At 62.7% G+C, this 12809-nt stretch carries 17 protein-coding genes; 11 read left to right on the forward strand and 6 right to left on the reverse strand.

What is annotated here, in order from left to right:
• Positions 1–107 precede the first annotated feature (107 nt).
• Positions 108–263, forward strand: a complete 156-nt coding sequence (locus ACFSC3_RS16815; protein ID WP_156028547.1) for a hypothetical protein — start codon at positions 108–110, stop codon at positions 261–263.
• Positions 264–556: 293 nt separating this feature from the next.
• Here ACFSC3_RS16815 and ACFSC3_RS16820 read toward each other — a convergent pair whose 3' ends face one another.
• Positions 557–979, reverse strand: coding sequence for a chromate transporter (locus ACFSC3_RS16820; RefSeq protein WP_380941512.1), 423 nt, complete (start codon positions 977–979; stop codon positions 557–559).
• Positions 980–1801: a chromate efflux transporter gene (chrA, locus tag ACFSC3_RS16825; protein WP_380941513.1), complete on the reverse strand. Its 822-nt coding sequence runs from the start codon at positions 1799–1801 to the stop codon at positions 980–982.
• Between the two features lie 264 nt (positions 1802–2065).
• Between chrA and ACFSC3_RS16830 the strand changes: the two genes are divergently transcribed.
• Positions 2066–2689: a superoxide dismutase gene (locus ACFSC3_RS16830; protein WP_037447433.1), complete on the forward strand. Its 624-nt coding sequence runs from the start codon at positions 2066–2068 to the stop codon at positions 2687–2689.
• A 20-nt stretch (positions 2690–2709) separates the two neighbouring features.
• On the opposite strand, the gene ACFSC3_RS16835 is transcribed toward ACFSC3_RS16830, so the two are convergent.
• Both ACFSC3_RS16835 and ACFSC3_RS16840 read right to left on the reverse strand, forming a co-directional pair.
• Complete coding sequence (locus tag ACFSC3_RS16835; RefSeq protein WP_156028543.1) at positions 2710–3255, reverse strand: hypothetical protein; 546 nt, start codon at positions 3253–3255, stop codon at positions 2710–2712.
• A gap of 23 nt (positions 3256–3278) precedes the next feature.
• Positions 3279–4352, reverse strand: coding sequence for a Cj0069 family protein (locus ACFSC3_RS16840; RefSeq protein ID WP_156028541.1), 1074 nt, complete (start codon positions 4350–4352; stop codon positions 3279–3281).
• 535 nt (positions 4353–4887) lie between these two features.
• Here ACFSC3_RS16840 and ACFSC3_RS16845 point away from each other — a divergent pair.
• From ACFSC3_RS16845 to ACFSC3_RS16865, 5 genes are all read left to right on the forward strand, one after another.
• The gene (locus ACFSC3_RS16845; RefSeq protein ID WP_051749608.1) at positions 4888–5220 is read left to right on the forward strand and encodes a hypothetical protein; all 333 of its coding nucleotides are present in this window, start codon (positions 4888–4890) and stop codon (positions 5218–5220) included.
• A gap of 89 nt (positions 5221–5309) precedes the next feature.
• Positions 5310–7331, forward strand: coding sequence for a TonB-dependent receptor plug domain-containing protein (locus ACFSC3_RS16850; RefSeq protein ID WP_037447173.1), 2022 nt, complete (start codon positions 5310–5312; stop codon positions 7329–7331).
• 46 nt (positions 7332–7377) lie between these two features.
• Positions 7378–7734, forward strand: coding sequence for a Rap1a/Tai family immunity protein (locus ACFSC3_RS16855; protein WP_037447170.1), 357 nt, complete (start codon positions 7378–7380; stop codon positions 7732–7734).
• Position 7735: 1 nt separating this feature from the next.
• Positions 7736–8230, forward strand: coding sequence for an arsenate reductase/protein-tyrosine-phosphatase family protein (locus tag ACFSC3_RS16860; RefSeq protein WP_037447165.1), 495 nt, complete (start codon positions 7736–7738; stop codon positions 8228–8230).
• 85 nt (positions 8231–8315) lie between these two features.
• Positions 8316–8849 (forward strand): DUF4142 domain-containing protein, encoded by a 534-nt coding sequence (locus ACFSC3_RS16865; protein ID WP_037447162.1) that lies wholly within the window; start codon positions 8316–8318, stop codon positions 8847–8849.
• A gap of 289 nt (positions 8850–9138) precedes the next feature.
• On the opposite strand, the gene ACFSC3_RS16870 is transcribed toward ACFSC3_RS16865, so the two are convergent.
• Positions 9139–9597, reverse strand: coding sequence for a DUF3800 domain-containing protein (locus ACFSC3_RS16870; protein ID WP_197462273.1), 459 nt, complete (start codon positions 9595–9597; stop codon positions 9139–9141).
• A 579-nt stretch (positions 9598–10176) separates the two neighbouring features.
• On the reverse strand, positions 10177–10971 hold the full coding sequence (locus tag ACFSC3_RS16875) for a recombinase family protein (RefSeq protein ID WP_082824900.1): 795 nt from the start codon (positions 10969–10971) through the stop codon (positions 10177–10179).
• A 240-nt stretch (positions 10972–11211) separates the two neighbouring features.
• Between ACFSC3_RS16875 and ACFSC3_RS16880 the strand changes: the two genes are divergently transcribed.
• The 4 genes from ACFSC3_RS16880 (at position 11212) to ACFSC3_RS16895 (ending at position 12778) form a co-directional block, all read left to right on the forward strand.
• On the forward strand, positions 11212–11478 hold the full coding sequence (locus ACFSC3_RS16880; RefSeq protein ID WP_231902864.1) for an AbrB/MazE/SpoVT family DNA-binding domain-containing protein: 267 nt from the start codon (positions 11212–11214) through the stop codon (positions 11476–11478).
• Entirely contained in the window at positions 11471–11869 is a 399-nt protein-coding gene (locus ACFSC3_RS16885; RefSeq protein WP_070240738.1) for a type II toxin-antitoxin system VapC family toxin, read from the forward strand. The genes ACFSC3_RS16880 and ACFSC3_RS16885 overlap by 8 nt, the downstream gene beginning before the upstream one ends.
• Before the next feature lie 127 nt (positions 11870–11996).
• The gene (locus tag ACFSC3_RS16890; protein ID WP_062126600.1) at positions 11997–12611 is read left to right on the forward strand and encodes a hypothetical protein; all 615 of its coding nucleotides are present in this window, start codon (positions 11997–11999) and stop codon (positions 12609–12611) included.
• Positions 12608–12778: a hypothetical protein gene (locus ACFSC3_RS16895; protein ID WP_197462272.1), complete on the forward strand. Its 171-nt coding sequence runs from the start codon at positions 12608–12610 to the stop codon at positions 12776–12778. Before ACFSC3_RS16890 ends, ACFSC3_RS16895 begins: the two co-directional genes overlap by 4 nt.
• Positions 12779–12809: the final 31 nt, after the last annotated feature.

The following is a 12809-nucleotide window of genomic DNA, read 5'->3' on the forward strand; positions in this document are numbered from 1 at the left end:
TACGGGCACGATTATCTCCAGCTTTTCTAACCCTGCTAATGCAAATCGTTAGCAAGGGCAATAGTTCACTGAGTACGAAGGTCGATCGCGTTGCCAAGGAGCTGCCGATGGGCGGCACGATTGCTGCTCTGCGCATTATTCCCCGGAGCCCCACGGCCCGCACCGTCGGGCCGAAGAACCTTCTTGATCGGCTAGAAACCGACCCGCTGTCGTCAACAACTATCACCACGCTCTCTGCGGTGGTGTCGCGCTTTCCGCTATGATCAGCCTAGGTTCACGATGAGAGAACTATTGTACTCGTCTGACCGGTAGGCTGAGCGACCACCTTCTTTGTCAGGGCGAAGTGTTTTCCGTGTTCCACTCCCCCTTTGTTGCGACATCGTCTGGCTGGAGGGACTTGAATGAGCCCTCCAGCCAGTTGGTTACTCGGGCGTATAGCCAGTTGATCTCGGGAAACGCGTCATATTGATGGCCGTCGACCGTCGTGGCCTGTTTCTTCGACCGGAATTTGGGAGCCATTGAATCCCAGAGCTTGCAGTCGCCGACGATCGATGCGCTACTGAAGGCCTACAAGACCGATCCCGGCCCCGATAGCGAGCGCGACTGGGGTCGCAAGCTTGCTCTTCCAGCGATAGAGCAGGACAAGTGCTCCGATGAAGATGAGAGCGCTGATCGCGAGGTTCGGCGTCTTCGCGGCCGTGGTTCGTCCCAAATCTAGGAGCGTGACAACAATAAATCCTACGACACTTGCCGCGATACCGGTGAGAACGAGCTGCAGGCGATGATGCTCCACGATCGTTTCCAAGCGCTCGTAAAGGACCAGCGAAAACCCGAAAGCCGGCAGGAACATCCCGACCGTGGTGGCAAGGGCGCCAGGTAACCCGCCGCAGATCCATCCGACGAAGGTGGCGAAGATGACAAGTGGGGCTGGAAGGATCCCCGACAATCCTAGCCCATCGAGAAATTGCGCATCGCTCATCTAGCCGCGGCCAACCGTGTCGGCGCGGACGAACGGAATGGCGGTGTAGGCGCCTCCGAACGTCAGTAGTCCGCCTTTCAGCCCAGCGATGAACAGCGCGAACGTGGTTGGCGCGGGGCCTCGCGTTACGGTCGTCACGGCTTGGTCTGGCCCCGCTCCGGCATAAGCGGCTGCAGCTGCGATCGCGACCGCAACCAATACCCCACCTGCCAGCACGTAGCGTCGTGACACCGCCAGAGCGTAGCCGATACCCGCAGCTGGTAGAACAATCCAGAAAGTCACTCCGGCGATGGATGCAAGCGCCGTGATGATCGCCGCCGCCCATAGCCAGGGATCGAGCAGAATGTGCTCACCGATCCGGTGGACCGCGCGCGCAATGACCGCGACGACGGCTGCCTGGACACCAAGGAACGCTGCACCAAGAAAGGTACCGGCGATCGGAAGGCGCGTGTAAACCCAGGCGAGCAACAGCATCAAGACGAACCCCGGCAGCATGAAGCCGAGGCCGGCGAGCAGCCCGCCTACCCGCCCCTTAGCGCGCATGCCAAGATGCACGCACAACTCATGAGCCTCGGGCCCGGGTAGCACCTGCATGACTGCGAGGAGCTTGTTGAAGCGATCTCGCGAGATCCAGCGCTCCTCGTCGACCAGCTCGCGGCGAATCATGGCGATCTGCGCGACGGGCCCCCCGAAGGCGAAGGTCCCAAACTTCAAAAATCGCCAGAACAGACCGAAGTGGCTCAACTCAGGAGGGCTAGGCTCCGCTTGTTCGGTCGAGGGAGCCGCAGCTTGTGCCGGCGAAATATGCTCGACCTGGCTCATCCTAATTCCTCCATTCGTAGCCCCTTGCGGCACAGGTGTATCTATCTTCGACAACATCGTGTAACGTCTGCATCATCACTGTGGCAAGATAGAAGGATTGCTGGCCGGCAAAGCGACAACAGCATCGGTGATCAAGGTGCCTGATCCACGGCTCTCGACGGCGCGCCTGCCTCGAAATAGCCCGGCGAGCGGCATGCGATAAGGTACCGGGTACGCCTCAGACATCGTGGCGACGAAACTTAGGTGATGGGAAGGGAGCTTGACATGCCTTATGAAATTAAACCGCTGGGCTGCGATCCCCAAAAGGTGAAAGGCATGTCGGAGCGGCTGATCGTCAGCCATTACGAAAATAATTACAGCGGTGCGGTCAAACGTCTGAATCTCATCGACGAGCAGCTTGCCGAAATAGACTTAGCGACGACACCCGGATACGTCGTTAACGGACTGAAGCGAGAGCAATTAGTTGCAGCTAATTCCATGATATTGCACGAACTGTTCTTCGATGGTCTGGGAGTCGAAAGTGAGCCCAGTTTGGTGTTACGCGGCGCCCTAGAAGGACAATTCGGCTCTTACGAGCGTTGGAGAAGTGAGTTCGCCAGCATCGCTAAAGCGCTGGGCGGCGGTTCGGGCTGGGTGCTGCTTACATGGTGCCCACGAGATGGAAAGCTTATCAATCAATGGGCGCCCGATCACTGTCACACGCTTGCAGGGGGCACACCCTTGCTCGCACTCGATATGTATGAACACTCCTACCATATCGACTTTGGCGCCAGTGCCGCCAGCTATGTTGGAGCGTTCATGGATGCGATCAATTGGACGAACGTTGATTGGCTGTTTCTCAATGCACAGCGTGGTCAGGCGTGCTCGGGAACGACGGACGCCCGATAGGTAACTTGTGCTGGGTTACCTCAGATCAGTTCGGCTTCGATATCAACAACGCCGTCCCGCCATAGCTGCAGCCAGCGTCCGTCACGACTCGCGCGATAGCAGAGTTCCCCGTATCCCGCGTTGATGCAGAGCTTGTCGCCTTGGATGCGCCAGCGCTGTGACGATTGTTCGCCGTTTTCCTCAGCGATCAAGCGCCCATTGGGCTTGAACTTCCACCCCCAGTGCGCGCCGTCCGTGAGTTCATGGCCAACGACAGCCCGCCGAATGGCCGCCCCCGACAACATCTTCGGCGCCGCCTTCGTAGGAGCTAGGGTTTGGACTGGCGCAGCAACGGGGGCGGCACGATCGTCGCCGTATTCGTGCAGAACGATATCGTTGCCCTGAAGCAGAGGATCTTCGACTGTGTTCAACTCGGCTAAGTCGCGAGAGATCGACTGATCCTCCTGCGTCGTGTTCGCTACATCGCCCGGACTGCCGCACCCGGTCAGTGCGCAGAGCGCCACCAAGACTGAACCTATTGCAGTTGCACGTCGCTGGGCCGACCCATTGTAATCGACAAACGTCATCGCTTTGACCTCTCCTTCAAACATTATCGCGGTGCGTCACGCGTGCCTCGCCTGCGCGCAGCACCAGCGGCGCGGCCGATCGCAGCGGCGGCAAGGGGCAGCACGGCGCTCTCCGGAAATGGGGCTACCGAGCTGGCGTTGATCTCGCAGAGCACGTGCTCGCGAGCGGCATCCGTCGCGCCGCGGCGCAGGAGGAAATCGGCATCCCAAAGAAGCGGAAGCTCCTCATCCGTGATCGCGAGCAACCGCTGCAATTCGGGTATCCATCGGTTTTCCAGCATCGCCCGCAAGTCGGCGAAACGGTCCGCATCTGGACTGAACATGATGCGTGGTCCTGGTGCCGGGAGGGCAGCCTGATTGTTTTCGCCGACAGGCGTCAACAGCGCGGTGATAAGCTGGTGGCCGAACCCGACCACCTGTGATCCGCAAAGGTAGCAGCGGGTCATGCCTTCGCTCAGACGAGGGTGGTACTCCTGATCAATCAACACGCCGCCTTTTTCAAGGTAGGGTCTCCAGCGATCAAGGAAAGCGCCAAGGGTCATGTGTTTCGGTACGCTCGTAAGGCCGGCCTCCAAGACGCTCACCAGCGCATCGGGGCTTAGCGGGGGTGGCGTGACCGCGAGCAGCTCGACGCGCCAGACGTTCTGGCCGCCATTTCCCTTGTTCGGCTTCAGGACGCGAGGGCCGCTCGAGAGGCGACGGGGGAAACCTGCGCTCAGACTTTCGGCATCGGCATAGCGATCAACATCGCTTCCCCAGTCCATCTCTCGCGTGGCATACAAGACTTCCTTGACGCCGATTTTCGCAATCACGTCGGGATGCGCGCTGACCGAAATCCCCCGCGCGGCAACTGCGCGCAGCATGGTGTCAAGCGTCGTACGATCGCCAGAGGGATCGAGAGGATTTACCCAGACGAGGACCAAATCGACCGAAAGCAATTTATCACGAACCGCGTCAGCGATGCTGTCCTCGTAGAGCATCGGTTCTGCGACTGCGCCCATCGAACGCAGAGCTTGGATGATTGGCCATTGGCGAGCTTCGTGAACCCGTCCCGCCCATTCGGCCGCGCTCCCGCGCCAGAGGAGAGCAATCTTCATGACTGACCTCGCACCTTGTATCTCGTTTGCGCTGCTTAGATTGGCTCAACCATTCGTAGCCCGGCCCAAACCAAGGATACACTTATCACATAGTCCGGGTATAGCGTGGTATAGGTATGTCAAGAGGGTATCGCTGGCTGCCCACGTTGAAGGGCGGGCAACGAATGTGGGCCCGGGATCAAGCCGCCCGCGCTGAACGGACCTTTGAAAGCTCGGCTATAGGCATTTTCGCATGCAATTGATGAGGCAGCCTAGGCACTGGTATCTCCGCGCTGAAGCCGCTCGTTATTTGCGGCCGGGGGCGCCGCAAGAGGGTCTGACCTCGTGGGGACCGAGCCATCGTAGCTTGTGAATCTACAAGGTGCGTGCTCGACGGCGAGGATGCATAGGCTTTGCGGCTCCGGAGCTGCGGCCATCGTCAATCGCTGCGGCAATCCGGGTCGGACGACGGCTTGAAGGGCCGAGGCCGCCGTCCGTTCACCTCCCTTGGACCCTGAAGAAAGTGGAACGGATCATGGCTAGCAAACGGAACCTCATGATCGGCGCCGGTGCCGCCGTGCTGGCGGTTGCCGGCGTGGCGTTCGCAGCGCAGCAGAACAATGAGGCGAACGAGAACCGCCTTATCGGCGAGCATACGGAGAAGGAAATTCCGCTCAACCAAGTGCCGGCGGCGGCGATGAACGCCGCGCGTGCGCAGCTCGCGTCCATCCGCGAAGCCGAGCTGGTGACCAGAAAGGCGGACGGCAGCACGCTCTACGAGCTCGAAGGCAAGGACAAGGCCGGCAAGAAGGTCGGGCTGTACATTACGCCTGAGGGCCAGGTGCTGGGAGGCGGTGCCGAAGGCGATCACGACGAAGACGGCGATTGAGGCGGCGACGCACGGGCCTGAAGGGGGGCAGGCCCGGCGTCCGGCTGCTGGTAGTGGCAATTTACTCGCCCTGATCGCATTGGTTCTGCATGACGTTGACATGGGTTTACGGGCTCGCCTTGGTGCTCGCACAGGATACAACGGCCGCCCCGGACGGCGCCGCAGCCGCTGGCGGGCAGCCGGGCGTCACATCCTTCCCTGCCGCGTCCTTCGCGGCCGCGCGCCCCAACACGGCATTTGACATGATCGCGCGGTTGCCCGGCTTTGCGTTCGATGGCGGGGAGAGCCTGCGCGGGTTCGGCGGGACGGCGGGGAACGTCTTGATCGACGGGCAACGGCCTTCGACCAAGACGGACAGCCTGGAAGGCATCCTCAGGCGCATCCCGGCGTCGAGTGTGCTCCGGATCGACCTGATCCGTGGCGGCACGCCGGGTATCGACATGCAGGGCCGCACCGTCGTCGCCAATATCGTCCTGAGCAGCGCCGCACGCACCGAGCTGACTGCCACCGGCGCCGTGAACGCGTATAGCGACGGCCGGGTCAGCCCGACCCTCCAATTCGACGCTTCGCGGCGGAACGGCGAGGGGTCGGTGTCGGGCTCGGTGCGCTACTACGACGAGGATGGCGGCGAGTTCGGATATGGCTCTCGACAAGTGCGCGACGGAGCGGGCCGAGTGCTCCGCGAGGCGCGCGCCCGACTGACCGACATCGATCAAGGGTTGGAGGTCCGCGGCAACGCGCAGTCGCCGCTATTCGGAGGGCTCGCCCATCTCAACGCCGCCTTGGACGTGACCGGGACCGACAAGTCCGAGCGATATGATTACCGTCAGCCTCGGGATCGGCCCGCCGACGCCACCGTCGAACGCTACCGCCGCACCGGGGGCGAGGTTGGCATGGATTACACCATCGGGCTTGGGCCGAGCCTTCAGGGCAAGATGGTCGTCGTCCAATCGCTGCGTCGGCGCACCTATGACAGCCGCTCGAACCAGAACCGGGTGCTGAGCGACTTCTCCCAGGTCCGCACCTCGGGGGAGAGCATCCTGCGCGGAACCATTACCTATACGCGCTCAGCCGACTTCAGCATCGAAGGCGGCGGCGAAGGGATCTTCAACTTCCTGAACGGCACATCGGCCTTGACGCTCGATGGGAGGCCGATCGTGCTTCCCAACGCCAGCGTTCGCGTCGAGGAGCGGCGCGCGGAGGGCTTCGCCACCGCCAACTGGCGGATCAGTCCCCGCTGGCACATTGAGGCGGGCGCGCGGGTGGAGACCTCCACCATCTCCCAGACGGGGGATACCAACAGCGCCGCGTCCTTCTTCTTCCCCAAGCCGCGCGCGGTCGTCACCTGGTCGCCCAGCGAGAGGGTTCAGGTTCGCGCTCGGGTCGAGCGCGAGGTCGGCCAGCTCGACTTCGCGGACTTCGTGGCGACCGCGAACCTGGCGACCGGCGTGGTCAGCGCCGGGAATGCCAAGCTCGAGCCCGAACGCCGCTGGGTGTTCGAGGCGGCATTTGAGCGTCGGTTCTGGGGTAGCGGCGACGTCGTGCTGACGCTCCGGCATGCTGCGCTCCAGCAGGTGATCGATCAGGTTCCGGTCGAAGGATTTAACGCGCCGGGCAACATCGGCAATGGCCGGCGCGAAACGGCGATCCTCGACCTCACGCTGCCGCTCGCCCGGCTCGGCATGCAAGGCGGCCTGCTCAAGGCCCGCGGTCAGGTGATCTCCTCACGGGTGATCGATCCCACAACCGGGCGACCGCGCCCGATCTCGGAGGACGAACCGTTTTCGGGATCGGTGACGCTGACAAATGATCTGCCGCGGCTGAAATCGACTTGGACGGTGAGCCTGGACAGCGGCTATCGCGAGCGCAGCTATCTAATCGACGAAATCCAGACGATCCGGCGCTACCCCTCGCTAGATGCTGCTTGGGAATACAAGCCGAGCGCCGCTTGGGCCGTGCTCGCGCAGGTAACCGATATCACGCGGCACGCCCGGACCCGGGTCCAGGACATTTATGCTGGGCTACGTAGCGAGGCGCCGATCGCACTGACCGATCGCGTCCGCGTGCGCGTGCCCTCAGCCTTTTATCTGCGTGCGCGACGAAGTTGGTGACGCGGAGCTTGCTCGTTGGCGACCACCGTACCCGAAGGAGAACATGATGAGGAGGCACTATTGGCTCGGGGCGTGTCTGGCGGTCCTGCTGACCTCCCCGCTACAAGCCCAAGAGAAGACAACGCAAGCGAACGGTGCCGACCTCATCACGAGCTGCCGCGCAAATAGTCCAGCGTGCGGGGCCTACCTTCAAGGTGTGCTCGACATGATGATCGTGGCGCGGCGCGATGTGTGTGCCGCGCCCCGGTATGACCGTGAGAGGCTGCGCGTCGCGTATCTCCGCTGGGCCGAAGAAAACACCTACTTTGAGAGTGTTCACATGGCAGCGGGCGCCGAGCGGGCGATGGACGTGGCTTGGCCCTGCCGCGCTAAGCGCGGGCGTGAAGCAGGGGCGGGCTCCTAGCATGACTTGCGAACTGCCGCTTCGGTTTCCGCGCCGCGCCTTCCTGACGCTCGTCATAGCGTCAGCCGCGACTGTCTCGACAGGCGTGGCGGCGCGCTGTCGTCCGGCCCGCGTGCTTCTCGTCTGCCAATATGGTAGCGTGAAGAGCGCGGTTGCGCGCGAACTGATGAAGCGGCGGGCAGCCGAGCGCGGTATCGTCATCGAGGTCCGCTCTCGCGGCATTACGCCCGAGGAGCACGTCTCCCCGTCGCTGGCGGCCGCGTTGCGGCTGGAGGGTGTAGACACGCACGCGCAGGCGCTCACCGTGCTTGCGCCCGAAGACCTTCAAACGGCGGACGTGATCGTTGGGCTCGAGCCGCCATCGAAAACCTCGTTACCGGCTTCGGCTCTCGACTGGTCTGATCTGCCCTCGTTCAACACCGAATATGCGCGCGCGCGCCCGCTGCTAGCTGCTCGCATCGACGCTCTCTTAAACGAAGTCGACCGACGATGCTAACTGAATTCTGGGTGGAACGCTGCAGACGATACGGCTCTCAGCCCCGCGCTAATCACAAAAACCAAGTAGTATGAGGAGTAGACCAATGCGAAAGTCGATCGAAGCGGCTGTAGGTGCGCTCGCAATCGCATTCTTCGGCGCACCCGTGGCAGCGATCGCCGTTCAATCTGGGATCAGCACAAACCCGCCGCCTGTGAAGACTTCCGAGTATATCGGAGCAGTTCATGCGTTGAGCCGTTACGAGGTCGATGCCAGCCGGCTTGCGTTGGCCCGATCCCAGGTCCAGGCCTCGCGTTCGTTCGCCCGGAGGATGGTCGACCTCCACACGCGCGTCATTGCTGGGCACGCCCGCCTGCTGAACGTCCCCATATCCGCCGAGGCCGAAGGGGCACTGGCTGAGCCCTTGTCGGAAATGCTTGAGCGATTGGAGAGCACGCCGTTGGGGGAGTTCGATCTGGCGTACAGACAAGGGCAGATCGCTGCGCATGAGGAAGCGTTGAAGGTCCATAGCGCTTATGCTGCGCAAGGGACCGATGCGCGGGCACGGGCCAAGGCTCAAGCCGCTATCCCAATAATCCGGAATCATCTCGACGCAGCGAGGAAGCTGCCCGGAGCCTGAAGGCGTTGAGTTGCGGCGCCCATTTGCCAGTGGCTGGACGTGAGGGTTTCAACTAATCTAGGGTCAATGAGTGCCGTTTTGTTCCGCACACCCACCCGGCTCGCCTTCGGCGGGGCTCTGGGTAAGCAGGCACTCTAAGCCTATTGCGGCTTGCGAGAGCGCCGCTTCCGTCATTGAAGGTTGAGGCGAATCGACCAAATGGGTTTCTGGAGGCTTTGTTCGCGGTGACGCGTGCATTGCCTTCTTTCGTTTCAGGCTCTGGGCTTCGGCCGCAGATCGTCGATCAGCTTCATGCCGTAGATCCGATCGCCCCTTCGGTCTCGCGCTGAAACTGGAGCTGATGGACCAGGTTGACGAGCGGCCGCAGCTCGTCGCGCGCCGGCGCCGTCATCCGCCTGATGCGCAGCCCCCAGCTAACGACATAGGCGACGATGTCGGCGGTCTGGATCAACGTCGTCAGGTCGCTATGGACGAAGAACGGCTCGGGAATGATGCGCCGCGACCGGCTGCGGCCATTGCGCGTGTTCACGAAATAGCTCGACACCTGGCCGAGCAGGATGTGCGTGGCGCTGCGATCGAGTTCGTCGAACACGAGATAGCCCATCGGATCGCTGGGAAGACCGTTCAGGAAATTGTAGAAGCGCTCGAACAGGAACGCATGTCCTTGCGTAGCGCGTCGCTGCGCTCGGGCCGCGGCGCCTCGCGCGGGACGATCGTGGCGAACACACGCGACGATCCTCGGCCGCAATGCCGGTCAGCACCTCATAGGGCGAATGACGCTGATCCTGGCCGGATTCGTCGATGAAAAGCGTCCAGCTCATTCCGGCTTAGGCGACAGCAGCTCGATGGCGTCCAGCTCGACGGCAAAGCGTCATACCCGGCTACTCGGGTAAACCGTGAACCGGCGTGACCGGATTCACGGCGATTCTCACCACCAGGCCATTGCCCGAGAAGTCATACTCCTTGGTCTAGTCTTTCTCGACAGTGGCGGTAATTTAAGGTGCCGGCCTCGATTCCTTTCTTGTAGCCCTGGGTTCGGAACACGACGCTGGCGCCGGGCTCAGGGACGCAATCGGCTTGCGTGGTAACGGTCACCGACCCGCTCAGAGCGGATTGTTATCCCATTGGTCCCCCTTGCTGCATGGCCGAGGCTAGAGCGGCGTCGGTGCCGGCGCAGGGGAGCGATGGTGCAGCGGGGACGCGGCCCTACCGGGCACGGCTCTATCGGCGCGAGCGCCGACCGAGCCCCCGTGCTGGCGTCTCGTCCCATGCGGGTGACGATCTGCGTGCCATCGGTGACATAATGATACCCAAGCTGCCCCGTCCTTTAACTGAGATCGACATTACGGGGCGGATCGCCCGGCAGCGTCGTGTCGAATTCGACAGTTGACAAGCCGCCGGCGCCGATGCGGTCGAGAACCGCGTGATTGTCGGAAACACCACGCTCTGGTTCGCGGTCGTCGGGTTTGATCGCGGCGCTCGCCTTTCTCCGGTGTAGCGCCGTCACGCGCTTCACCTGTGCCGCGCTGCAGGAAATGACCTCAGCTGTCTTCGCGATGCTCATGCCGGCGTCGCGCATCGCGATGATGCGTCGGTGCTGCGCATGATCTGCCTTACGACCGTTGTAGCGCCCTTCCCGCTTGGCAATCTCAATGCCCTGACGCTGTCGCTCGCGTCGATCCTCATAGTCGTCACGGGCGGTTTGAAGCGCTACACGGAGCAGCATCTCCTGAACCGCCTCGAGCACGATGCGGGCAACCCCCGCGCTGCCAGCCACCAACTCGGACAGGTCGACGATGCCCGGCACAGCCAGTCTGGCGCCCTTGGCCCTGATCGCCTCGACCAGCCGCTCAGCCTCGGCAAGCGGTAGACGGCTGATCCGATCGATCTTCTCGGCCACAACCACCTCCCCCGGTTGCAGGTCGGCGATCATGCGGATGAGTTCCGGTCGGTCGGCCCGTGCGCCTGACGCCTTCTCCCGGTAGACCGCCGCGACGTAGTAACCGGCGGCTCGTGCGCCGGCGACGATTGCCTCCTGCCGCGCGAGGTCCTGCTCGTCGGTGCTGACCCGAAGATAGACTCTCGCGCCCTTCACCCCCTTCCCCTCCTTGCTGTCGCTCATTGTCGCTCGGCTCTTTCAAGCACACCCAATTTGGCCGCTGGTAGCGGTGCTGGCCAGAATAGGAAAGGTCCGATCCTATATGGCCTAGCCACGCAAGCCGACCTTTACGAGCCAGCTTCCGCCTAGCTGAACGGGCAATTGGGGCATGGGTCACTCGATGAGCACAATCTTGCCTCGAAATACCGGAACGTCGTAGAACCTAGCACCGCAATCTGGTACTGGTCCGGAGAACTGGTCGTGATGTGCGAGGCGGTGCAGATGGAAGCGCAGCGGGTCAAGATCGTGGATGGGGGCAAGCTCGTCATCCCAGCCTCCATGCGGCGCGAGCTGGGCATCAGCACCGGCGATACCGTGCTCGTCGACGTCGATGATGGCGAGCTCAGGGTCAGGTCTGTGTCCCGGGCAGTCGAGCGGGCACGGGCCATATTGCGCAAGTACGTGCCCGAAGACGTCGGGCTGGCTGATGAGCTGATCGCGGACCGCCGTCGCGAGGCGGAGCGTGAGTAGCAAGGTCGTCCTCGACGCCTCCGCCCTGCTCTGCCTTCTGAATGACGAGCCTGGCGCGGATCGGGTCGCAGACGTGCTGACGCGCTGTGTGGTGGGTACGACGAACCTGGCCGAAGTGGTTTCCAAGTTTCGCGAGCGGGGAGTGTCGCTGGACGAAGTACGGGAGGCGCTCGGCGGGCTGCACCTCGACGTCCGCCCCCTCTCCCCGGCCCAGGCACTGATCATCGGCGATCTTCGCCCAGCGACTAAGTCGCTCGGCCTGTCGCTCGGGGACCGCGCCTGTCTGGCCTTAGCCATCGATCTGCAGGCGGAGATGTTCACGACTGACGCCGATCTGGCGAGCGCCGATGTGGGTATCACCATTATCAACGTGCGAGCGCCCGCACGCTGAGCACGAGTGCGCGGAGAAGGGCTTGAGATTCCAACGTCTACTGTTTTGGGCGAAAATCTGCCATTTCGGGCCGCTTCTACAGAGTACTGGATCGTCTACAGTTTCAGGAAAACCGACAGCCGGCTGCGTGACCGATCCCCTCTCGATTAACGAGTTCCGGGCCTACTGGCTGACCACCACGCCCGCGAAGCGCCTGCCACCCAGCGAGCCCGAGCGCCTGGAAGTCGACGTCAAACGCGCGTTCGCGACCACGGTGCCCTCAACCGGCCCGTTCGCCGGTCAGGTCCGGCCGACCAAGGTCAAGATCGACATCGACGTCCGCGGTCACCGCGAGCTCTTCGCCCCCCGCGAGGCGTCATTCCGCACGGTGATGCGGGTGGTCGATCAAGAAGCATCGTGGGACCGGGACGCGAATCGGGTCCGGTTCGGTGGCGGCTATATAGAGGTGCTCTGCCCGCAGCTCCTCGGCTTCGGCTTCGGCTCCTTATTTATGAACCTGGCGATCGGCTGGGCGATGTGCTTCCACCCAGACGCGAGGGTTCACGAGATCAAGATCGGCAACGACGCCCGTCGCACCGATCGTTCTCGCTTCTACGAGGCGTTCGGATTCCGCTTCGACGGGCGCGGCGATGCGACCGGCAACCTTCTCTCGGAGCCGATGCGCGTCGCCGACTTACGCGTCCGTCCCCATCGGCTGATCGAGAGTGAGGCGAACTTCAAAGCCGCGGCCGGGCTTCGATGACTGGTGCTGAACCCGAGGACTTCGAAGCGGCAATCGCGGGCGCGCTCGCGATCGTCGACCAGGTCGACTCCCTCGAGCCCTACCTCCCCCAGCTCGCGCCCGACGACCGCGAGCGCGTCGACCGGTACGTGGGGGCACCTCAAGGTTTGTGGCACGGACAGCGGTAAGCTGAACAGGTGGCGAACAGGGCGGCTCAGG

The organism is Sphingomonas floccifaciens (genome assembly GCF_042681125.1).
GTDB classification, from domain to species: Bacteria; Pseudomonadota; Alphaproteobacteria; order Sphingomonadales; family Sphingomonadaceae; genus Sphingomonas; species Sphingomonas floccifaciens.

Excerpts from the sequence above, each read along its gene's own strand:
- ACFSC3_RS16860 (WP_037447165.1), top strand. The coding sequence starts at position 7,736 with ATGACTTGCGAACTGCCGCTTCGGTTTCCGCGCCGCGCCTTCCTGACG.
- ACFSC3_RS16820 (WP_380941512.1), bottom strand. The coding sequence starts at position 979 with ATGAGCGATGCGCAATTTCTCGATGGGCTAGGATTGTCGGGGATCCTT.
- ACFSC3_RS16880 (WP_231902864.1), top strand. The coding sequence starts at position 11,212 with ATGTGCGAGGCGGTGCAGATGGAAGCGCAGCGGGTCAAGATCGTGGAT.
- ACFSC3_RS16815 (WP_156028547.1), top strand. The coding sequence starts at position 108 with ATGGGCGGCACGATTGCTGCTCTGCGCATTATTCCCCGGAGCCCCACG.
- ACFSC3_RS16895 (WP_197462272.1), top strand. The coding sequence starts at position 12,608 with ATGACTGGTGCTGAACCCGAGGACTTCGAAGCGGCAATCGCGGGCGCG.
- ACFSC3_RS16865 (WP_037447162.1), top strand. The coding sequence starts at position 8,316 with ATGCGAAAGTCGATCGAAGCGGCTGTAGGTGCGCTCGCAATCGCATTC.
- ACFSC3_RS16850 (WP_037447173.1), top strand. The coding sequence starts at position 5,310 with ATGACGTTGACATGGGTTTACGGGCTCGCCTTGGTGCTCGCACAGGAT.
- ACFSC3_RS16835 (WP_156028543.1), bottom strand. The coding sequence starts at position 3,255 with ATGACGTTTGTCGATTACAATGGGTCGGCCCAGCGACGTGCAACTGCA.
- ACFSC3_RS16845 (WP_051749608.1), top strand. The coding sequence starts at position 4,888 with ATGATCGGCGCCGGTGCCGCCGTGCTGGCGGTTGCCGGCGTGGCGTTC.
- ACFSC3_RS16855 (WP_037447170.1), top strand. The coding sequence starts at position 7,378 with ATGAGGAGGCACTATTGGCTCGGGGCGTGTCTGGCGGTCCTGCTGACC.
- ACFSC3_RS16830 (WP_037447433.1), top strand. The coding sequence starts at position 2,066 with ATGCCTTATGAAATTAAACCGCTGGGCTGCGATCCCCAAAAGGTGAAA.
- ACFSC3_RS16840 (WP_156028541.1), bottom strand. The coding sequence starts at position 4,352 with ATGAAGATTGCTCTCCTCTGGCGCGGGAGCGCGGCCGAATGGGCGGGA.
- ACFSC3_RS16875 (WP_082824900.1), bottom strand. The coding sequence starts at position 10,971 with ATGAGCGACAGCAAGGAGGGGAAGGGGGTGAAGGGCGCGAGAGTCTAT.
- chrA (WP_380941513.1), bottom strand. The coding sequence starts at position 1,801 with ATGAGCCAGGTCGAGCATATTTCGCCGGCACAAGCTGCGGCTCCCTCG.